This is a genomic window from Dokdonella fugitiva, from assembly GCF_014138265.1.
In the GTDB taxonomy this organism is placed as follows: domain Bacteria; phylum Pseudomonadota; class Gammaproteobacteria; order Xanthomonadales; family Rhodanobacteraceae; genus Dokdonella_A; species Dokdonella_A fugitiva_A.
Genome location: NZ_JACGXL010000002.1, coordinates 508866 through 528002 on the forward strand (window position 1 = coordinate 508866; position 19137 = coordinate 528002).

Sequence of the window (19137 nt, forward strand, 5' to 3'; positions counted from 1 at the left end):
GCGCCGCGAGCCGTGCATGGATCCCTCGGACAGGCTGGCGTCGACCGGTTTCGCATATCGGCGCACGCTCCGCCCTTGCGGAATTCTCTGAAATATCTCTCCATGAACGACGGTGGGCGTCGCGTGCTGCAGCCATGCTGCAATTCGCGCGAAACTCGGCGAACACGTGAATCTGAATGGACGTCCATCCGCTATCGCATGGCGGAGGCGTCGGCGAGCGTGCGATGCACCGCAGCTTCGTGCATGTCCCCTTGAGCGCGACGCTCGACTGCGCTATATCCGAACGTTCACAGGCTTCCTTGCGCAACATTGAGGGTGCTCCGACCACGCGACCAGGGGTGGTTCGTGCCGGAGTGGCGATGGGGATCGCTCCTGGGGAGGAGCCATGACCGAACGCATCGGGCTTTCATGGCCCGCCGAGGCGCAGAAGATCGTGCTCGGCGGCATCGAGGTCGACCTGCGCTATCGCGTGGTGCGGCGCATGGGCGTGGCGCACGAACTCAACCCGCGCACGTTCGACCTGCTCAGCCTGTTCCTGCACGAACCGCGCGTGCTGCACACGCGCGAGGCGATCTTCGCGAAGATCTGGCCCGGCGTGATCGTCGAGGATGCGAGCCTCACCACCTGCGTGTGGATGCTGCGCCGCGCATTCGGCAACGACGCGAAACAGTGGATCCGCACCGTCTCCAAGCAAGGCTACGTGTTCGACCCGCCGTGCGAGATCCGCCTCGTCGAGGGCGACGCCGCCATCGCGCCGGCCGAGATCGTCGATCCGTTCGCCCTGCTCGACGCCGCCGACGGCACCGACGAACCCGCGTTCCCCGCGCGGCCGCGCGTGCGGCGGTGGGCGAAGGTGGCGGCGCTCGCGGCGCTCGTCGCGTGCGCGACGAGCGTGACCGTGCTGCGTGGCGGTGCGTCGCGCGCGCCGACGCGCGTCGCGCTCGTGCTCGCCGACGGCGCGGGCGGCGAACCGGTGCAGTGGCCGGCCGCGCTGCTGCGGGCATGGCTCGACTGGCAGGTGCGCAGCCTGCCCGATCTCCTCGCCGCGGACGCGAGCGATGCGTGCGACGCCTGCGACGACGTCGCCGTGCTGCTCGAGGTCGAAGCGCCCGCGCGCCGTGACGGCGAATGGCGCGTCACGGCACGGTTCCGCGGCGACGCGCGCCGCGGCGACATCGAGCAGCGTTGCAGCGAGGGCCAGCTCGTCAGCGCGATCGATGCCGTCGGCCGCGCCACGCTGCACGAACTCGAGCCGTCGATCGATGCAGCGGCGTTCCCGGCGCTGTCGATCGATGCCGCCAGCGCGCGCGAACTCGTCGACGGCCTCGCCCACGAGCGACGCCATCGCTGGGGCGATGCGGTCCGCGCCTACGCGGGGATCGCCGAGCGCGACGCCGCCTTCGGTTGGGTGCAACTGCGCCTCGCCGCGAGCCTCGCCGAGATCGGCCAGCGCAGCGGTGCCGAACGCGCGCTCGAACGAGCGCTGCCGTGGCTCGACGCGCTGCCGCCGGCGCTGCAGCAGCCGGCGCGCGCGCAACAGGCGTTCCTGCACCAGGATTACGCCGCGGCCGCGGCCGCGTTCGCGCGCCTGCAATCTGCGTACGCGCGCAACGTGCCGTTGCGGCTCGACGAAGCGGACAGCCTGCGCCGCGCCGGCCGCATCCAGGAGGCGGCCACGCGCGTCGAAGGCGAGCTGCCGGCCGGCGCGTCGGGCGTGCGCTGGCTGATCCGGCAGGCGGAAATCGCGTCGTCGAATCGCGATCCCCAGCACGCCGCCACCGCTGCCGAGGACGCGATCGCGCTGGCCGAACACCGTGACTGGCCGCACGACCGCGCGCAAGCCACGCTGCTGCTCGCCGATGCGCGGCTCGCGCAGGGCGACGCACCCGACCCGGCGCTGTACGAAAGCGCCGCGAGCGACTACGAACGCAGCGGCGATCGCCTCGGTGCGCTGAGCGCGCGCCTGCAGGCGGACCTGCAGGCGACCGCGACGGCGGCGCGCGAGCCCGCGCACCTGGACGAACTGTTGTCGGAGGCGCGGCTCGCCGGCAACACCGACGTCGAGATCGACGCGCTGCGCCGCACCGCGCTGTTCCACGATCGTGCCGGCGACATCGCGCGCGCCCGCGAGAGGTTCGCGCAGGCGGCCGCGGTCGCCGACACGGCCGGCAACGCCTACGAACGGCGCAAGCTCGACCTCAACCTGCTGCAGGAGGACGCGCTGCGGCTCGACTTCGCGATGCTCGACCACCGCCTCGCCGCGTTGCGCGCCGAGGCGCCGCAGGGCGGCATCGCGTTCGGCGTCGGCCTGCAGGCCGCGCGGCTCGCCTACCTGCGCGGCGATTTCGACGGCGCGCTCGCGCGGCTCAGCGAAGCGGAAGCGGCGGTGCGCGACGGCGACCGCGGCCGCGCGCCGCACGTGTCGACGATCGGCTGCATGCGCGTCGCCGTGCACATGATGCAGGGACGCACCGCGGCCGCGCGCGACGACGTGCGCGATTGCCGCTCGTCCGGCGTACCCGTGCTCGATCATTTCGCCGACATCGCCGAGGCCGAACTGGCCATCCATACCGGCGACCTCGCGCAAGCGCGCCGGCTGCTCGCGCCGATGCGCGAGACCTTGCGCGCGCAGGCGAACGAAGTCGATCGCTGGAACCTCACGATCGAGATCGCGCCGCTGCTCGCACGAGCGGGCGAGCTCGACGTCGCACGCGCGGTGCTCGACGAGGTGCTGCCCGAGATCGAGGGTTCCGGCTATCGACTGATCGAGGCCGACGCGCGCGCGACGCGCGCGGAGATCGCGCTCGCCGACGGCCGCCTCGACGACGCCGCGCGCGAAGCCGCGCTCGGCGGCGCGCTCGTGCCTGCCGACGACTGGTACGAGATGCGCCGGCTGCGCACCGTGCGCGCGCTTCTCGCGCAGGCGCGTGGCGAGCCGGAAGCCGCGGCGCAGATGCTGCGCGCGCTGCACGCCGACGCGCGCCGGCACGAGGACGTGCTCGCCGAGCTGCTCGCGCACAGCCTGATGAGCACGCGCGCATCGTTCGACGACTGCCCCGAGGCGCGGCGCGCGCACCTCGTCGCGCAGAGCGGCCTGCGCGGCGCGTCGGATCTGTGGATGAACCCAGCCGCGCACGGCCACGGCGCGCTCGCGAAGGCGGCGCAGTGAGCGGACGAGCGAAGCGGGGAGCCTGCCGGCGGGGCGTGCCGCCGGCTCGAAGATGGCGCGCCCGAGAGGATTCGAACCTCCGACCACCGCCTTCGGAGGGCGGTACTCTATCCAGCTGAGCTACGGGCGCATCGTCGTGGCCGCCGGCGGTCGGACCGCCGGCGGGGCGGCAGTATAGCCGACGACCGGCGTAATCCGGGTCGGGACGCGACGGGCAGCGGAAGGTCCGGGCGGCCGCCGCCTTCCGCGGGCCGGGGCGCGCCCGCTATAATCCCAAGACTTTTTGTACGCCGATCGGGCCCTGGCCCGGCGATTCGCGTTTTTTCGAGGTGGTTCCGTGACCAATCCCGTTCCCAAGACCGACATGGTCTTCCTCAAGCACTTCGCGCAGCTGATCGCGTTCCTCATGCTCGTGGCGGTGCTGCTGATCGCGCTCGGCTCGTACATCTATTCCAAGCATCCGCCGGAAGAGAACCCGGACAAGGCGAAGGTCGTCACCGACCGCATCGCGCCAGTCGGTGGCGTCTACGCGGGCGATACCGGCCGCGCCGCAATGCAGGCCGCGCAGGAAGCCGCCGCCAAGGCCGCCGCCGCGCAGGTCGCTTACGGCGGCACCACCGACGGCAAGACGATCTACGGCAACCTCTGCCACAGCTGCCACGACACCGGCGCCGGCGGCGCGCCGAAGATCAGCGACAAGGCGGCCTGGGCGCCGCGCGTCGCGCAGGGCGTCGACACGCTCGTCAAGCATGCGATCGAAGGCTTCACCGGCAAGGCGGGCGTGATGCCCGCGCGCGGCGGCAACCCCGCGCTCAACGACGCGCAGGTCAAGGCCACCGTCGAATGGATCGCCGGCGAGGTCAAGTGACGCGCTTGCACGCTGCCCTCAGGCAGCGTGCGCGTCACTTGGATCGGTCCAGGATGGACCGACGGCGATAGCTCCAGGGACGGCTGCTCGAGAAGCCCTGGTTGCGCGATGTCATCCGACATCGCGCGCTCGTCACTTGGGTCGATCCAGGTTCGATCCAGGATGGAGTGACGGCGCCAGCTCCAGGGACTCCGGTCACGCCACTCCGAATCGCGCCCGCTGGTGCTCCGCATACGCGAGCAGATCCGGAAAGAACGCCGCAAAATCCGCTTCGAGCGCATCCGCCTGCGCCTCGACCACGGGCAGCGCGCGCGCGAGCGGGTTCTCGCGCGACAGCCGCTGCGACAGGCCGCCGAACACGTCCGCGATCATCGGGCGCTCGCGATAGCGCGCGGGCAGGTCGTTGCGGCGCAGGTACTCGACGAAGCGGCGCATGCGCGGCGGAACCTCGTCCGCGCGGCGATCCAGCAGCGCGCGTACGTCGTCCGAGAACGTCGTGAGCGGGCCGGCGCCCCAGCGCGACCAGTCGCGCGCGAGCAGGTGGTCGAACCAGACGTCGAGCACGATGCCCGCGTAACGGCGGAACGGCGGCTCGAAGCGCGCACGCGCCGCGACGACACGCGGGTGCGCGTCGGTGTACGCGTCGACGCCGCGGTGCAGGGCGACGCCCGCGCGCACGCCCGCGCGGAGCGTGGGATCGATCGCGCCGCGCACGAAATCACCGACCAGGCTGCCGAAGCGGACATCGTCGTCCGCTCCGGCGAGCAGCGCATGCGCGAGCAGGTTCATGCCGCGATCGTCGACGCGCGTCGCACCGGCGTCAATCGCATCAATGTGGATCGCGGCGACGTCAGGGCAGGGGATCGCCGAGGAACGCGAGCAGTTCGGCGTCGCCGACCGCGCCGGGATCGGCGAGGTCGAGCCCCGCGAGCGCAGCGGGAACGACCGGACGCTCGAAGCGGAAGTAGTCGAACTGCGCGCGCAGGTCCGGATCCGCGGGCACCTGCGCGTCGAGCCACGCATGCTCGATGCGCGTGCGGTTGTGCTCGGCATACGGATACGTCGAAGCGATCGCCCAATCGGTATAGACGGTCATGCCGACCTGCAGCGCGAGCGGGAAATCGTCGCGCCGGTAACGGCGGTGCACGATCCACGACGCGCCGGGATCACGCACGAGCAGCAGCAATGCGCCACCGATGCGCGCGACGCGCAGTTCCTCCTCGTCGGCCTGCGCGGAGGCGATCTCGAGGTTCGACACGCTGTGCGTCTCGGGCGCGATCGCCGCACGCGTCGTCTTCGCTTCGAGCTGGTACGTGCCGGGCTGGTCGGCCGCGCCGAACGAGAGGAACACGTAGCGTTCCCCGCCCGGCTGCCACCACGACGAATCGCAACAGGCGACGTCCTCGTGCGGCGCACGCACGAGGATGCCCGCGAGCGAGAACTCCGAGCCGGCCGCGCCCCCGTGCGTGCCGCCCGGCGCGGCGTTGCCGCCACGCGCACGCGCGCGCACGCGCGTCGTCGCGACGAAGTCGCCGCTGACGGGTTGGAACGCGAGCTCGCCGACGTAGTCCTCGTACCACGTGCTCGTCCACGGCACGAACGTGATCCAGCCCGCGAGCGGAGAGCCGATGTCGAACTGCTCGAGCGGGTCGCGCCCCCAGTATTCCTCGCGCCAGATGCGGTGCCAGTTGCCGAGCGTCGCGGGCGAGTCGAACTCGTCCGACATCGGCGCGATGTCGGCCGATTCGGGCCGTTCGAAGCCGTCGCGCAGCACGAGATCGGGCAGCGGGGCGCCACCCGCATGCACGCCGCCCGAGGCGAGCACGGCAACGAGCACGAACATCAGGCGCAGGCGTGGATGCGTACGTGCGGTGTTCATGGCGAACCTCCCGATGCGAGCGCGCGCTGCACGCGCAGCGGCGCGAGTCCCGGCGCCACGGTGGCGGGCGCCGGACCGCGTGCGAGCGCGAGCGCGGCGAACAGGCGGTGCCCGGGCGCAAGCTGCGCACGCGCCTGTGCTTGCGCCTCGTCGAGCAAGCGCATCGAGCGCGCCGCGTCGCCGCGTCGTTGCGCGACGAGCGCCTCGCCGAGCGCCGCCTCGATGCGACGCGGATGGCCGAGCGGCTGCACGCCGTCGAACACGCGCCGTGCGCGCGCGAAATGTTCGGCCGCTGCCGACGCGTCGCCGCGCGCGAGCGCGACGAAGCCCGCGTCGAGCGCGGTGTAGCCGTGGATGAGATGACCATCGGGCACGCGGCCGCGCAGGTCGGCGTCGATGCGTTCGACGCGCCGCGCGGCGTCGTCGAACGCGCCGCGCGCCTCGTCGAGCTCGGCGACGACGCGCTCCCAGTACGTGATCGCCGGCGACGTCGTGCCGAATGCGTTCGCGAGCAGCGCGAACGCGGGCTCGATCTGCGCAGCGGCCTCGTCGTAGCGACCGAGGTCGAGCAGCAGGCGGCCGTAGCCGAGGTGGCTCGCGATCGTGTTCGGGTGCGTCTCGCCGTGCGCCCCGAGCTGGGTCGCGATCGCCGTGCGGTAGAGCCGTTCGGCTTCGTCGTAGCGGCCCGCGTCGCGCCGCACGTCGGCGAGGTTGCGCGCGATCGCGGGCGTGAGCGGATCGGCGTCGCCGACGGTCGCGCGTGCGCCGTCGAGCGCGCGCGCGAGCTGCGCGCCGGCTTCGTCGTAGCGGCCGCGGCTGTGCAGCAGGTCGCCGTAGTAGTGGCGCGTCGACAGCGTCCAGCGCGCGTTCTCGCCGATCGCGGCGACGCGTTCGTCGAGCGCGTCGCGGAACAGCTCCTCGGCTTCGGCGTAGCGCCCGCTGAAATGCAGCAGGGTCGCGAGGCTCGCCTTGCTCGCGCCGCGCCACTCGGGCGCGAGGTCGGGCAGCGACGCGTGCAGCGCGAGCGCCTCGCGGATCGGCGGCTCGGCGAGCGCGTACTCGCCGCGCGCCATGTAGACCTCGCCGATGAGGCCGATCACCGCGGCCTGCAGTTCCGGTTGCGCGTCGAGGTCGCGGCGCGCGTTGGCGAGCCCGTCGGCGAGCATCTGGCTCGCGCGCGGATCATTCGACTTCACGTCGGCGGGGTCGGCGGTCTGGAACCAGCCGACGAGGTAGTCGCGCAGCGCGCGGTTGATCGAAGCCTCCTGTTCGAGCCGACGCGACTGCGACACCACCGCCTGCAGGTAGGCCGCGCCGAACGCGGCGACGGCGGCGATGCCGAGCGCGAGCACGCGGTGCCGACGCAACCACTGGCGCGCGCGCTGCAGCGGCGCACCGCGCCGCGCACGCACGGGTCGCCCGGAGCACCAGTTCGCGACGTCTTCGCGCAGCGCGTCGACCGTCGCGTAGCGCTCGCCCGCGGCGCGGGCGAGCGCGCGCCGCACGATCGCGTCGAAATCGCCGCGCAGGCGGCGCGCGAGCGCGTTCGGCGCGGAGGCGCGCAGGACCGCGCGCCCTGCCGCGTCGGCGCCGCGCGCGGCGAGCGCCGAGGCCGCGGGGGCGTCGTCCTCGCGGATGCGACGCTCGCACTCCGCCGGGCTCGTGCCAGCGGTGCGGTACGGCTGCACGCCGGTCGCGAGTTCGAGCAGCAGCAGGCCAAGCTGGTAGACGTCGCTCGCGGTCGTGACCGCGTCGCCGCGCACCTGCTCCGGGCTCGCGTACTCGCGCGTGAGCGCGCGCGCATCGCCAAGCGTCGCCGGTGCCGCGTGCGGGAAGCCCTGCGGGTCGAGCAGCTTGGCGATGCCGAAATCGAGCAGCTTGACCGCACCGTCGCGGCTGACCAGCACGTTGGCGGGCTTGAGGTCGCGGTGGATGATGAGCTGGCGATGCGCGGCGGCGACCGCAGCGGCGGCGTCGGACCACAGCGCGAGGCGCGCGGCGAGGCCGAGGCGGCGCTCGTCGCAATGGGTCGTGATCGCGACACCGTCGACGTATTCGAGCGCGAGCCATGGCGTGCCGTCGCCGCGCACACCGCCGTCGAGCAGGCGCGCGATGCGCGCTTCCTCGAGGCGCGCGAGGATCTGCCGCTCCTGCTCGAAGCGTGCGGCGAGCCCGGCGGCAACGATGCCCGGCCACGGACACTTGATCGCGGCCCACTGCTGGAACGCGCCGTCCGCGCGTTCGGCGAGCAGGACGCGCGCCATGCCGCCGTGCGCGAGCGTGCCGACAGCGCGCCAGGCGCCGAAGCGCTCGCCCGCGGCCGCGTCGTCGGCGAGCGCGCCCCAGACGCGCGCGTCGAGCGCGTCGGCGAGCGCATCGCGCGGCGCCTCGGCCGCGGCGAGCAGCGCCGTGAGCGTCGCCGCGCTCGGCGGGTCGAGCGCGGCGAGGAAACGTGCGCGCGGTTCGCCCGAGAGCTCGAGCGCCTGCTGCAGCAGCGCGTCGATACGGCCGAAGCGTTCGGCGTTCCAGTGCGCGTTCATGGCGACATGAGCTCGGCCATCCAGGCTTTCGCGCGCTTGAGCTCGCGCTGCACCGTGCGCAGCGACAGGCCGGTGAGTTCGACCAGCTCGTCGCTGTCGAGACCGATGAACCAGTGCTGCTCGATCAGGCGCAGCAGGCGCGGATCGACGCGCTCGAGCAGCGCGAACGCGTCGTCGAGCGCGAGCAGTGCGTCGTCGAGCGTCGCGTCGTGCGCGTCGGCCGTGGCGAGGTCGACCGGCGCGTGGCCGCCGCCGCGCTTGGCGCTCGTGCGTGCCCGCGCATGGTCGATCACGATCTGGCGCATGACGCGCGCCGACAGCGCGAGGAAATGCTCGCGCGTGAGCCGCGCGTCGGCACCGTGCGCGGCGACGCGTGCGTAGGCCTCGTGCACGAGCACGGTGGTCGACAGCGTCGCGCCGGGCAGGCGGCGGAACAGCTGGCGGTGCGCGATCCGCTTCAATTCGGCGTAGACCTGCGGCAGCAGCACGCGCAGGTCGCGCGCGTCGCCGTAGCCGGCATCGGCGAGGCGGTCGGCGAGTTCGGCGTCGCTCGTCCCCATGGCAAGGCCCGCGCCCCGCCGCGGCGCGGCGGGCACGCCGGCGATTGTCGCGCGGGCGGTCGCGCTGCGCACGCGGCGCCGGCTCAGATGCGGTCGAATGGTTCGAAGAAGATCACGTCGCCCTGCAGCTCGACCGCGCCGATGTCGCACAGCGCGGCACCGTCGCCGTCGAAGTCGACCGGGCGGTCGGCGAGCGACTGGTCGTCGTCCTCGCAGCCGGTCGCGCTGAACAGCGGATGGCCGTGGTCGATCGCGACGCTGTTCGGCGCCGGCCAGATCGTCGGCGTCGGTCCGCCGTGGTCGGCGAGCGGCGTGAGCTGCGGATCGACGCCGACATGGTTCGAGCCGCCGCCCGACAGCGCGCAGGAATCGTCGGAATCGAGGTTGTAGCGGTTCGTGTCGGTCGCGACGCCGCCGGCGATCGCGCAGTCGGCGAGTCCGTTGTGCGCGATCATCGTGTTGTGCATGAGCACGCTGCCGTCGCTCATGCCGAGGCCGCGTTCGGTGTTGCCGGCGATCGTCACGCTCGACAGTTCGAGGTCGCCGCCGTCGATGTTGATCGCGGTGCCGGTGTTGTGGAAGAACGTCGTGTTGGCGATGCGCACCGAACCGGAGCCGGCGCCGAGCGGCTCGCTGTCGATCGCGTTCGCGGTCGGCGTGAACGTGCCGGACGGCGCGTCGGGCAGGCTGATCGGCACGCCGCTGTTGTGGTGGATCACGCTGTAGGAGACTTCGAGGTTGCCGCGATTGCGGATCGCGCTGCCCGACGGCGTCGCCGTGCTGTCGCCGCGGAAGATGTTGTTGCGAAAGACCGAGCCGCTCACGCGCGTGTCGGCGCCGGCGTTGTAGAGGCCGCCGCCGAGCTCGGCGGTGTTGCCCGAGACCTGCATGAGGATGAAATCGACCGAACCGGCGCCGGAGCGCACGAGCACGCCGCCACCCGACGTCGCCGCGGCGCTCGTCGCGGCGCCGCCGGAGATCGTGAAGCCGAGCAGGGTCACGTTGCCCGCGATCACGTCGAACACGCGGTCGATGCCGGCGGCGGACACGACCGGGCGTTCGCCCGAGGCGAAGAAGCGGATCGTGAGGTCGTCGCTGATGTCCAGGTCGCCCAGCGCGGCGGTGTCGTCGCCCTGGCCTTCGCGGTCGAGCGTGTAGTGGAACCCGGCGAGCAGGTCGATCGTGTCGGCGCCGGCGAGCGCGTTCGTTTCCATGATCGCCGCGCGCAGCGTGCACGGTCCCGCCCCCGGCTGCGGGAACACGTTGCAGAAGCCGTTGCCGGGAATGAGGTCGGGCAGGTCGGCTTCCTGGTTCGCGGTGAAGGTCGCGCCGCGCGCGACCACGCAGGCAGCGGCAAGGACGATGGCGATCGGCAGGCGGGCGTGCATGTGGATGCTCCTCGGTGGGCATCCGGTAGTACGCAAATGGATGACGCAAACGCCATCCACGTATCATTCGCGCATGAACGACCTCCCTGCCACCGGCCCGGCGTTCCCGACCGGGTCGTCCAGCCTGCTGCTGCCGGGGCCCGCCGGCGCGATCGAACTCGCCTGCACGCTGCCGACCGAGGCACCGCCGCGGGCCGGCGTCGCGATCATCGCGCACCCGCATCCGCTGCAAGGCGGCACGATGCACAACAAGGTCGTCACGATCACCGAGCGGGCGCTGCTCGAACTCGGTCTCGCGACGGTGCGCTTCAACTTCCGCGGCGTCGGGCACAGCGAGGGCGTGCACGACGAAGGCGTCGGCGAGACCGACGACCTCGTCGCGATCGGTACCTGGCTGCGCGCGCAGCGCCCGGGCGACACGCTCTGGCTCGCCGGCTTCTCGTTCGGCAGCTACGTCACCTTGCGCGCGGCGTCGCGCCTCGATCCGGCCCAGCTGATCCTCATCGCGCCGCCGGTCGGCCGCTGGGACTTCTCGATGATCGGTGCTCCGACCTGCCCATGGCTGGTCGTGCAGGGCGAGGACGACGAGATCGTCGATGCGCCCGCGGTGTTCGCCTGGGCCGAGGCGCTGCAACCACCGCCGCAGCTGATCCGCATGCCCGAGACGGGCCACTTCTTCCATCGCCGGCTGATGGATCTGCGCGGCGCGCTGAAGAACGCGCTCGCGCCGAACCTGCCACCGACGCGCGCATGAGCGAAGCCGGTACCGACGCCGGCGCCGACGCCACGCCCGGCGCGCGCTACCGCCGCGGCGTCGCGGCGGGCGAATGGCAGGCCGATCCGGCCCAGCTCGCGGTGCTGACCGCGTTCGATCGCCTCGCCGCGGAACTCGCGCACGCGCCGGAGCGATCGCTCTGGCAGCGTCTGCGCGGCGAGCGGCCGCCGGCACCACGCGGCATCTACCTGTGGGGTCGCGTCGGCCGCGGCAAGACATTCCTCACCGAGCTGTTCTGCGCCGCGCTGCCGACCGCGCGCAAGCGGCGCGTGCACTTCCATCGCTTCATGCAGGACGTGCAGGCCGAACTGCGCATGCTCGAGGGGCGCAGCGATCCGCTGGTCGACGTCGCCGCGCGCCTCGCCGCCGAACTGCGCGTGCTCGTGCTCGACGAGTTCTTCGTCGGCGACATCGGCGACGCGATGATCCTCGGCAACCTGCTGCGCGCGCTGTTCGAGCGCGGCGTCGTGCTGGTCACGACCTCGAACACGCCGCCGCGCGACCTCTACAAGGACGGCCTGCAGCGCGAGCGGTTCCTGCCCGCGATCGCCCTGCTCGAGCAGCATTGCGAAGAGATCGAGCTCGTCTCGGCGACCGACTGGCGCCTGCGCGCGCTCAAGCAGGCGCCGGTCTACTACACGCCGCCCGGCGCGCCGGCCGAGCGCGCGCTGCAGGCGGCGTTCCAGCGCGTCGCGCACGGTGACGTGCGGCGCGACTTCGAGCTCGCCCTCAACGATCGCGCGATCCCGGTGCGCGCGGAGGCCAATGGCGCGATCTGGTTCGAGTTCGCCGCGCTATGCGAGGGGCCGCGCGGCGTCGCCGACTACATCGAGCTTGCGCGCGCGTACCACACGCTGCTCGTCTCCAACGTCCCGCAGTTCACCCCGCAGACCGACGACGCCGCGCGGCGCTTCGTCGAGCTCGTCGACGAGGTGTACGATCGCGGCGTGAACCTGGTGCTGTCCGCGGCGGCGCCGATCGTCGACCTCTACGACGGCGAGCGCCTGCGCGCGGAGTTCGCGCGCACCGAATCGCGCCTCATCGAGATGCAGAGCGAAGACTACCTCGCACGGGAACACCGGCCATGAGCGCGTCGCCGCGCCTGCGTGCCGCGCTCGTCGTCCTCGCGATCGTGCTGTACGCGTGCCTGCTGCAGGGCGTGCGCCCGCTCTACTCGCCCGACGAGGGCCGCTACACCGACGTCGCGCTGATGATGCTCGACGACGGCGACTGGCTGCATCCGATGCTGCACCCGGAAGTGCCGCACTGGTCGAAGCCGCCGCTCACCTACTGGAGCATCGCGGCGAGCGTCGGCGCGTTCGGCCACACCGAGTTCGCCGCGCGCCTGCCCGGCGCGCTCGCGTTCGCCGCGACGATCCTCCTGCTCGGGCGCCTCGGCCGACGCTTCGTGCCGGCGCAGCCGTGGCTGCCGGCGCTCGTCTACGCGACGTTCGCGTTCCCGTCCGCGGCGTCCAACCTCGTCACGACCGACAGCCTGCTCGCGCTGTGGGAAACGCTCCAGGTCGTCGCCTTCGTCGAACTCTGGTGGGCCGCCGATGCGCGCGAATCCCGCCGCGCGCGCCGGCTGCTCGGCCTCGCGCTCGCGCTCGCCTTCCTCACCAAGGGGCCGCCCGGCCTGCTCGCGTTCGCGGCCTGCCTCGCGTTCGCGGGCTGGAGCGAAGGCACGCGCGGCCTGCGGCGCACCTTCGGCTGGGACGCGCTGCTGTTGTTCCTCGTGGTCGGCGGCAGCTGGTACGCGATCGTCGCCTGGCAGGAGCCGGGCGTGATGCGCTACTTCCTCGTCGAGGAAGTCGTCAACCGCGTCGCCAGCGACAAGATGCACCGCAATGCCGCATGGTACGGCGCGTTCAAGGTGTACGTGCCGACGCTGCTGCTCGGCACCTTGCCGTGGCTGCCGCTGCTGCTCGGCGCGGCCTGGCGCCATCGCCGCGATGTCGTCGCGCACGTGCGCGCGGACGCCGAGCTGCGCTTGCTCGCGTGCTGGCTGCTGCTGCCGCTCATCGTGTTCATGCTCGCGCGTTCGCGCCTGCCGCTGTACGTGTTGCCGCTGTTCGCGCCGATCGCACTGGTTGCCGCGCGCGAACTCGCGCCGTGGACGCCGCGGCGTTGGCAGCTCGCGCTGCTCGGCGCCTGGTGCATCGCGATGGTCGGCCTGCGTGGTTTGCCCGCGCGGCTCGACGTCGACGCCGACGACCGCGCGCTCGCGCAGGCGATCGATCGCGAACTGTCGCCACGGCCGGCCGAAGTCGCGTTCGTCGAGGAAGCGCCGCGCTTCGGCCTGCGCTTCTACCTCGGCAGCGAGATCGAGCGGCTCGACCTGTCCGACGAGCCGCCGCAGGCGCAGGCGCAGGACCTGCCGAGCGAACTGCGCGAGCGCGAAGGCTGTCGCCTGCTGCTCGTCTCGCCCGAGCTGCGCCCCGAACTCGAACGCGCGCTCGTCGCCTACGGCGTCGGCTGGCGCCGCATCGTCGACGTGCGCGGCTACGCCGCGCTCGCCCAGCTCAGCGACGATTGCGCGTGGCGCGCCGACGCGCACGCTATGCTGCCGCCATGACCGCCACCGGCAGCCATGGACCCCTCGGGCGCAGCGTCGCCTACGCGAGCCGCTACGATCCCGGCCTGCTGTTCCCGATCGCACGTGCGATCGGCCGCGTCGAACTCGGCCTCGGCGCGACCCTGCCGTTCGACGGCGTCGATGTCTGGAACGCGTACGAACTGTCCTGGCTCGACGCGCGCGGCAAGCCCGAGGTCGCGCTGGCCGAGTTCCGCGTGCCGGCGTCGTCGCCGAACATCGTCGAATCGAAGTCGTTCAAGCTCTACCTCAACAGCTACAACCAGGAGCGGCTCGCCTCGATCGACGCGATGCGCGAACGCCTCGTGCACGACCTGTCCGCGGCCGCGGGCGCGGCGGTGGAGGTCACCCTGCTGCCGTCCGCGCGCTTCGCCGCGCTGGCGCTGCACGAGCTCGACGGCGAATCGATCGACGACCTCGCGCTCGACGTCGACGACTACGGTCCGCCGAACCCGGCCCACCTTCGCGCGGACGGCGCGCCCGTCGCCGAGACGCTCGTGTCGAACCTGCTGAAGTCGAACTGCCCGGTCACCGGCCAGCCCGACTGGGCCAGCGTGCAGGTCCGCTACCGCGGCCCGCGCATCGCGCGCGACGGATTGCTGCGCTACCTCGTGTCGTTCCGCGAGCACGCGGGTTTCCACGAGCAGTGCGTCGAGCGCATCTTCGTCGACGTCACCCATCGTTGCGCGCCGGCCGCGCTCGAGGTCTACGCGCGCTACACACGCCGCGGCGGGCTCGACATCAATCCCTGGCGCGCGAGCACCGGCGCCACCGCGACGAATCCGCGCGGCGCCCGCCAGTAGCCGTCCGCGCGATGCAATTTGTAACGCATGCGAGCGAGCCTGCACTCATTCGCGGTTAAGCGCGATGGGGTGTAATGTGCGGGTCCTGCAACGGAGAGGAGAGCGGACGATGGCCAACGAGCCGAAGAAGCCGGATTTTTCCAACGTGCAGGGCGGCGGCCAGTCGACCGCGCCGCCGCCGGCACCGAAAGCGGATTTCAGCAACGTGCAGTCCGGCGTGCAATCGACCGCGCCGATCGTGGCACCGGCCACGCAGACCTACACGGTCGTCAAGGGCGACAGCCTGTCGAAGATCGCCAAGCACTTCTACGGCAGCGCGAACCGCTGGAAGCAGATCTTCGATGCGAATCGCGACCAGCTCGACGATCCGGACCTGATCAAGCCGGGACAGGTCCTGAAGATCCCCGCAGACAACGATTGACGCCCGACACCCTGGAGGAACGACGATGATCAAGCCACGCAGTCAGCTCACCCTGATCGCCGCGATCGCCGGCGCATTCGCGCTGTCCGCTTGCGGCAAGAAGGAAGAACCCGCTCCGGCACCGGCGCCGCCTCCGCCGGCCGCTTCGACCCCGGCTCCGCCGCCGCCGGCTGCGCCGGCACCCGCGCCGGTCGCAGTCGCCTCGGTCGACCTCGGCTCCGCGGTCGGTCCGGACCAGAAGGTGACGACGCCGACGACGGCGTTCACGCCGAAGGACACGATCTACGCCGCGGTGTCGACCACCGGCACGGCGCCGAACGCGGTGCTCAACGCGAAGTGGACGTACCAGGACGGCCAGACCGTCAACGAGTCGAGCCAGACGATCGCGCCGAACGGCCCGGCCGTGACGAGCTTCCACATCAGCAAGCCGGATGGCTGGCCGGCCGGCAACTACAAGGTCGAGATCTCGCTCAACGGCACGTCCGTGGCGTCGAAGGATTTCTCGGTCAAGTAACGCGCATCGCCGTCATGGCTGCGAACGGAAGGGCGCGAGCGATCGCGCCCTTTCTTTTTCGTCAGCTGCCGAACTCGTGTTCGGGCGCGGCGAAGCCGATCGTGACCGCGCCGGTACCGACGTTGACCATGCCGGTCACGCTCATCGGCGCTTCGAATACCTCGACCCCGTGTCCGGCGCAGGTCTGCTTGAGCGAGGCGTAGCCGGGCAGCGCGTCGAGCTCGTCGAGCTTGCCGCCGTAGCTCACGCACACGGTCGGCGTGAGCAGGCCCGCGCGCACGCGCTTCTCGGCGTAGGCAAACAGCGTTTCGGCGCCGTGGTCGAAGCCGCGCACCTTCGCCACCGGCGAGGTCGTGTTGCGATAGCCGCGCAGCAGCGGCTTGATGTCGAGCGCGGTGCCGAGCGCGGCGCTGAACCAGCCGACGCTGCGATCGCCCTTCTTCTGCGCGCGTGCGCGCATGTAGTAGAGGTCGCGCACGATCATGTAGCCGAACGTGTTGTGCGCGATGTATTCCAGGCGCTCGCGCATCTGCCCCGGATTCATGCCACTTTCGCGCAGGCGCACCGCCTCGACCGCGGTCACGCCGGTCGCGGCGAACAGGTTCTCCGAATCGATCACGCGCATGAGGAACGGGCCGGACACGCCGGCCTCGCGGCGGATCGGCCGGTAGTCGGTGAGGATCGCGAAGCTCGCCTTGCTCGCGTTGGCATGGATGCCGCTGCGCGAAGAGGCGATCGTGATGCAGAACACGCAGTCGTAGTCGACCACGAGGCGGCGCAGGAACAGGTCGCGGATCTCCTCCACACCGAACGGCTCGGTCTCCGCCGCGTGCGCGCGCGTGCCGAGGTCCTCGTCGAGGAAGCGTTGGCGCACCGCGGGGTCGCGATCGTCGACGAGGGTCGCCTCGTCGATGCGCGTGGTGATCGGGAGGATCGTGAAGCCGTGCCGATGCAGGTAGTCACCGGGCAGGTCACAGGCCGAATCCACCACGAAACCGATGCGCATAGCAGGTCCTCCACGACGTCGCCGTGCGCCGTATCCCCGATCGACCGATCGGCGGCGCGTCGGAGCCGCGCTCCAAACTTAGCATGGCGATGCCCTTGCAAGGATCGTGCAGCGCAGCGTGAAAATCCCTCACTGCGCACTGCCGGTGCCCGGCGCGGTGCGCTCCGGACGGTGTCGTATGGAGGCCGCCGGTCGGGCGCCCGGCTTCATCGGCGCCGCCGAACGCGCGACAATGGGCGGCTTGCCGCCGGGTTCGCGTCGTTCGACGCATCCGGCGGCGTTCCCATTCGACATCCGCGCCGCCGCCCCGCGGCGCGACGCCACGACGAGGTTGATCCCGCCCCATGTCCGACAGTCCGAAGATCATCTACACGCTCACCGACGAAGCGCCGTGGCTCGCCACGCAATCCCTGTTGCCGATCGTGCAGGCGTTCGCGCGCACCGCCGGCGTCGCGGTCGAGACGCGCGACATCTCGCTCGCCGCGCGCATCCTCGCCCAGTTCCCCGACCTGCTCGGCGAGCGCAAGGTCGCCGACGATCTCGCCGAGCTCGGCCGCCTCGCGACCACGCCCGCGGCGAACATCATCAAGCTGCCGAACATCAGCGCCTCGGTGCCGCAGCTCAAGGCCGCTATCAAGGAACTGCAGGCGCAGGGCTGGCCGCTGCCCGACTACCCGGACGAGCCGAAGGACGCGCGCGAGAAGGACGCCAAGGCGCGCTACGACAAGGTCAAGGGCAGCGCGGTGAACCCGGTGCTGCGCGAAGGCAACTCCGACCGGCGTGCGCCGCTGTCGGTGAAGAACTACGCGCGCAAGCACCCGCACAAGATGGGCGCGTGGAGCGCCGATTCGAAGACGCACGTCGCGCACATGGACGGCGGCGACTTCTACGGCAGCGAGACGTCGACCACGGTCGGGCAGCCGACCACGGTGAAGATCGCCTGGTTCGGCAAGGACGGCTCGAGCACCGTGCTCAAGGAGAAGACAGCGCTCAAGGCCGGCGAGATCATCGACGCCGCGGTGATGAGCCGCACCGCGCTCGCCGCGTTCATCGACGCGCAGATCGCCGATGCGAAGGCCCGCGGCGTGCTGTTCTCGCTGCACCTCAAGGCGACCATGATGAAGGTGTCCGACCCGATCATGTTCGGCGTCGCGGTCGGCGAGTTCTACGCCGACGTGATCGCGAAACACGCGGACGCGCTGAAGCAGGTCGGCTTCGACCCGAACAACGGCATCGGCGATCTCGACGCGCGCATCGCGAAGCTGCCGGCGGACCAGCGCGCCGCGATCGAGGCCGACCTGCGCGCGCAGTACGCGACGCGTCCGGGGATCGCGATGGTCAACTCGGACAAGGGCATCACCAACCTGCACGTGCCGAGCGACGTCATCGTCGATGCGTCGATGCCGGCGATGATCCGCGACTCCGGCCGCATGTGGAACGCGCAAGGCAAGCTGCAGGACACCAAGGCGGTGATCCCGGACCGCTGCTACGCCGGCATCTACGAAGCGGTCATCGACGACTGCAAGGCGCACGGCGCATTCGATCCGGCGACGATGGGCAGCGTGCCGAACGTCGGCCTGATGGCGCAGGCGGCCGAGGAGTACGGCTCGCACGACAAGACGTTCCAGATCGCCGCCGCCGGCGTCGTGCGCGTCACCGACGACGCGGAGCACGTGCTGCTCGAGCAACCGGTCGAGGCGGGCGACATCTTCCGCATGTGCCAGACCAAGGACGCACCGGTGCAGGACTGGGTCAAGCTCGCGGTTTCGCGCGCGCGCCTCAGCAACACGCCCGCGGTGTTCTGGCTCGACGCCAAGCGTGCGCACGACGCGCAGCTGATCCGCAAGGTAGAGAAGTACCTGAAGGACCACGACACGCACGGCCTCGACATCCGGATCCTCGCGCCGGTCGACGCGATGCGCCTTTCGCTCGCGCGCATCCGCAAGGGCGAGGACACGATCTCGGTCACCGGCAACGTGCTGCGCGACTACCTCACCGACCTGTTCCCGATCATGGAGCTCGGCACGAGCGCGAAGATGTTGTCGATCGTGCCGCTGATGGCCGGCGGCGGCCTGTTCGAGACGGGCGCCGGCGGCTCCGCGCCGAAGCACGTGCAGCAGTTCCTGCAGGAGGACTACCTGCGCTGGGATTCGCTCGGCGAATTCCTCGCGCTCGCCGCGTCGTTCGAGCACCTCGCCCAGCGCCATGGCAACGCCGCCGCCGGCGTGCTCGCGCGCACGCTCGACCAGGCGAACGGCCGCATCCTCGACGAGAACCGTTCGCCCGCGCGCAAGGTCGGTGAGCTCGACAACCGCGGCAGCCACTTCTATCTTGCGCTGTACTGGGCGCAGGCGCTCGCCGCGCAGGACGACGATACGGCGCTGAAGGCGAAGTTCGCGCCGCTCGCTGGCGCGCTCGCCGACGCCGAGGCGAAGATCGTCGCGGAACTCAACGGTGCGCAGGGCAAGCCGGTCGACATCGGTGGCTACTATCATGCCGATTCCGGCAAGGCCAGCCGCGCGATGCGCCCCAGCGCAACGTTGAACGCGGCGCTCGCCACGCTCTGAGCACGGCGGTGACGAGGCGTGCGTCCATGGAGGGCCGCACGCGGCGGGTTTGAA

Annotated in this window: 15 protein-coding genes and 1 tRNA gene; 9 read left to right on the plus strand and 7 right to left on the minus strand. The window is 71.5% G+C overall.

The features are described from left to right. Positions 1-385: 385 nt before the first annotated feature. Positions 386-3169, plus strand: a complete 2784-nt coding sequence (locus tag FHW12_RS08395) for a winged helix-turn-helix domain-containing protein (protein WP_182530553.1) — start codon at positions 386-388, stop codon at positions 3167-3169. 53 nt (positions 3170-3222) lie between these two features. On the opposite strand, the gene FHW12_RS08400 is transcribed toward FHW12_RS08395, so the two are convergent. Then, positions 3223-3299, minus strand: a tRNA-Arg gene (locus FHW12_RS08400). Between the two features lie 234 nt (positions 3300-3533). Between FHW12_RS08400 and FHW12_RS08405 the strand changes: the two genes are divergently transcribed. Further along, positions 3534-4037, plus strand: a complete 504-nt coding sequence (locus FHW12_RS08405) for a c-type cytochrome (RefSeq protein ID WP_182530942.1) — start codon at positions 3534-3536, stop codon at positions 4035-4037. A 195-nt stretch (positions 4038-4232) separates the two neighbouring features. Here FHW12_RS08405 and FHW12_RS08410 read toward each other — a convergent pair whose 3' ends face one another. The 5 genes from FHW12_RS08410 to FHW12_RS08430 all read right to left on the minus strand — a co-directional run bounded on the left by FHW12_RS08410 (position 4233) and on the right by FHW12_RS08430 (position 10404). Then, on the minus strand, positions 4233-4826 hold the full coding sequence (locus tag FHW12_RS08410) for an ACP phosphodiesterase (protein ID WP_182530554.1): 594 nt from the start codon (positions 4824-4826) through the stop codon (positions 4233-4235). Between the two features lie 61 nt (positions 4827-4887). Beyond that, entirely contained in the window at positions 4888-5916 is a 1029-nt protein-coding gene (locus tag FHW12_RS08415) for a hypothetical protein (protein WP_182530555.1), read from the minus strand. Beyond that, on the minus strand, positions 5913-8456 hold the full coding sequence (locus FHW12_RS08420) for a tetratricopeptide repeat-containing protein kinase family protein (protein WP_182530556.1): 2544 nt from the start codon (positions 8454-8456) through the stop codon (positions 5913-5915). Before FHW12_RS08420 ends, FHW12_RS08415 begins: the two co-directional genes overlap by 4 nt. Then, a complete protein-coding gene (locus FHW12_RS08425) occupies positions 8453-9016 on the minus strand; it encodes an ECF-type sigma factor (RefSeq protein ID WP_182530557.1) in 564 nt (187 codons plus the stop codon). Before FHW12_RS08425 ends, FHW12_RS08420 begins: the two co-directional genes overlap by 4 nt. Before the next feature lie 83 nt (positions 9017-9099). Continuing rightward, positions 9100-10404 carry a right-handed parallel beta-helix repeat-containing protein gene (locus tag FHW12_RS08430; RefSeq protein WP_182530558.1) on the minus strand — a complete coding sequence of 435 codons (1305 nt, stop codon included), beginning with the start codon at positions 10402-10404 and terminating at the stop codon, positions 9100-9102. 73 nt (positions 10405-10477) lie between these two features. Here FHW12_RS08430 and FHW12_RS08435 point away from each other — a divergent pair, with 73 nt between their 5' ends. The 6 genes from FHW12_RS08435 (at position 10478) to FHW12_RS08460 (ending at position 15510) form a co-directional block, all read left to right on the plus strand. Then, positions 10478-11158: an alpha/beta hydrolase gene (locus FHW12_RS08435; RefSeq protein ID WP_182530559.1), complete on the plus strand. Its 681-nt coding sequence runs from the start codon at positions 10478-10480 to the stop codon at positions 11156-11158. Next, positions 11155-12267 (plus strand): cell division protein ZapE, encoded by a 1113-nt coding sequence (gene zapE, locus FHW12_RS08440; RefSeq protein WP_182530560.1) that lies wholly within the window; start codon positions 11155-11157, stop codon positions 12265-12267. Before FHW12_RS08435 ends, zapE begins: the two co-directional genes overlap by 4 nt. Continuing rightward, a complete protein-coding gene (locus FHW12_RS08445) occupies positions 12264-13754 on the plus strand; it encodes a glycosyltransferase family 39 protein (protein WP_182530561.1) in 1491 nt (496 codons plus the stop codon). The genes zapE and FHW12_RS08445 overlap by 4 nt, the downstream gene beginning before the upstream one ends. Beyond that, positions 13751-14575 (plus strand): NADPH-dependent 7-cyano-7-deazaguanine reductase QueF, encoded by an 825-nt coding sequence (queF, locus tag FHW12_RS08450; RefSeq protein WP_182530562.1) that lies wholly within the window; start codon positions 13751-13753, stop codon positions 14573-14575. Before FHW12_RS08445 ends, queF begins: the two co-directional genes overlap by 4 nt. Positions 14576-14684: 109 nt before the next feature. Further along, positions 14685-14996, plus strand: coding sequence for a LysM peptidoglycan-binding domain-containing protein (locus FHW12_RS08455; protein WP_182530563.1), 312 nt, complete (start codon positions 14685-14687; stop codon positions 14994-14996). A 25-nt stretch (positions 14997-15021) separates the two neighbouring features. After that, entirely contained in the window at positions 15022-15510 is a 489-nt protein-coding gene (locus FHW12_RS08460; protein ID WP_182530564.1) for a hypothetical protein, read from the plus strand. Between the two features lie 61 nt (positions 15511-15571). Here the strand turns inward: FHW12_RS08460 and FHW12_RS08465 are convergent, their stop codons facing one another. Then, entirely contained in the window at positions 15572-16516 is a 945-nt protein-coding gene (locus FHW12_RS08465; protein WP_182530565.1) for a DegV family protein, read from the minus strand. 344 nt (positions 16517-16860) lie between these two features. On the opposite strand from FHW12_RS08465, the gene FHW12_RS08470 reads away from it, so the two are divergent. Then, complete coding sequence (locus FHW12_RS08470) at positions 16861-19083, plus strand: NADP-dependent isocitrate dehydrogenase (RefSeq protein WP_182530566.1); 2223 nt, start codon at positions 16861-16863, stop codon at positions 19081-19083. Positions 19084-19137 lie beyond the last annotated feature (54 nt).

What these genes read in the sequence shown, in the direction of transcription:
- FHW12_RS08395 (WP_182530553.1), top strand. Translation starts at nt 386, where the DNA reads ATGACCGAACGCATCGGGCTTTCATGGCCCGCCGAGGCGCAGAAGATC.
- FHW12_RS08405 (WP_182530942.1), top strand. Translation starts at nt 3,534, where the DNA reads ATGGTCTTCCTCAAGCACTTCGCGCAGCTGATCGCGTTCCTCATGCTC.
- FHW12_RS08410 (WP_182530554.1), bottom strand. Translation starts at nt 4,826, where the DNA reads ATGAACCTGCTCGCGCATGCGCTGCTCGCCGGAGCGGACGACGATGTC.
- FHW12_RS08415 (WP_182530555.1), bottom strand. Translation starts at nt 5,916, where the DNA reads ATGAACACCGCACGTACGCATCCACGCCTGCGCCTGATGTTCGTGCTC.
- FHW12_RS08420 (WP_182530556.1), bottom strand. Translation starts at nt 8,456, where the DNA reads ATGAACGCGCACTGGAACGCCGAACGCTTCGGCCGTATCGACGCGCTG.
- FHW12_RS08425 (WP_182530557.1), bottom strand. Translation starts at nt 9,016, where the DNA reads ATGGGGACGAGCGACGCCGAACTCGCCGACCGCCTCGCCGATGCCGGC.
- FHW12_RS08430 (WP_182530558.1), bottom strand. Translation starts at nt 10,404, where the DNA reads ATGCACGCCCGCCTGCCGATCGCCATCGTCCTTGCCGCTGCCTGCGTG.
- FHW12_RS08435 (WP_182530559.1), top strand. Translation starts at nt 10,478, where the DNA reads ATGAACGACCTCCCTGCCACCGGCCCGGCGTTCCCGACCGGGTCGTCC.
- zapE (WP_182530560.1), top strand. Translation starts at nt 11,155, where the DNA reads ATGAGCGAAGCCGGTACCGACGCCGGCGCCGACGCCACGCCCGGCGCG.
- FHW12_RS08445 (WP_182530561.1), top strand. Translation starts at nt 12,264, where the DNA reads ATGAGCGCGTCGCCGCGCCTGCGTGCCGCGCTCGTCGTCCTCGCGATC.
- queF (WP_182530562.1), top strand. Translation starts at nt 13,751, where the DNA reads ATGACCGCCACCGGCAGCCATGGACCCCTCGGGCGCAGCGTCGCCTAC.
- FHW12_RS08455 (WP_182530563.1), top strand. Translation starts at nt 14,685, where the DNA reads ATGGCCAACGAGCCGAAGAAGCCGGATTTTTCCAACGTGCAGGGCGGC.
- FHW12_RS08460 (WP_182530564.1), top strand. Translation starts at nt 15,022, where the DNA reads ATGATCAAGCCACGCAGTCAGCTCACCCTGATCGCCGCGATCGCCGGC.
- FHW12_RS08465 (WP_182530565.1), bottom strand. Translation starts at nt 16,516, where the DNA reads ATGCGCATCGGTTTCGTGGTGGATTCGGCCTGTGACCTGCCCGGTGAC.
- FHW12_RS08470 (WP_182530566.1), top strand. Translation starts at nt 16,861, where the DNA reads ATGTCCGACAGTCCGAAGATCATCTACACGCTCACCGACGAAGCGCCG.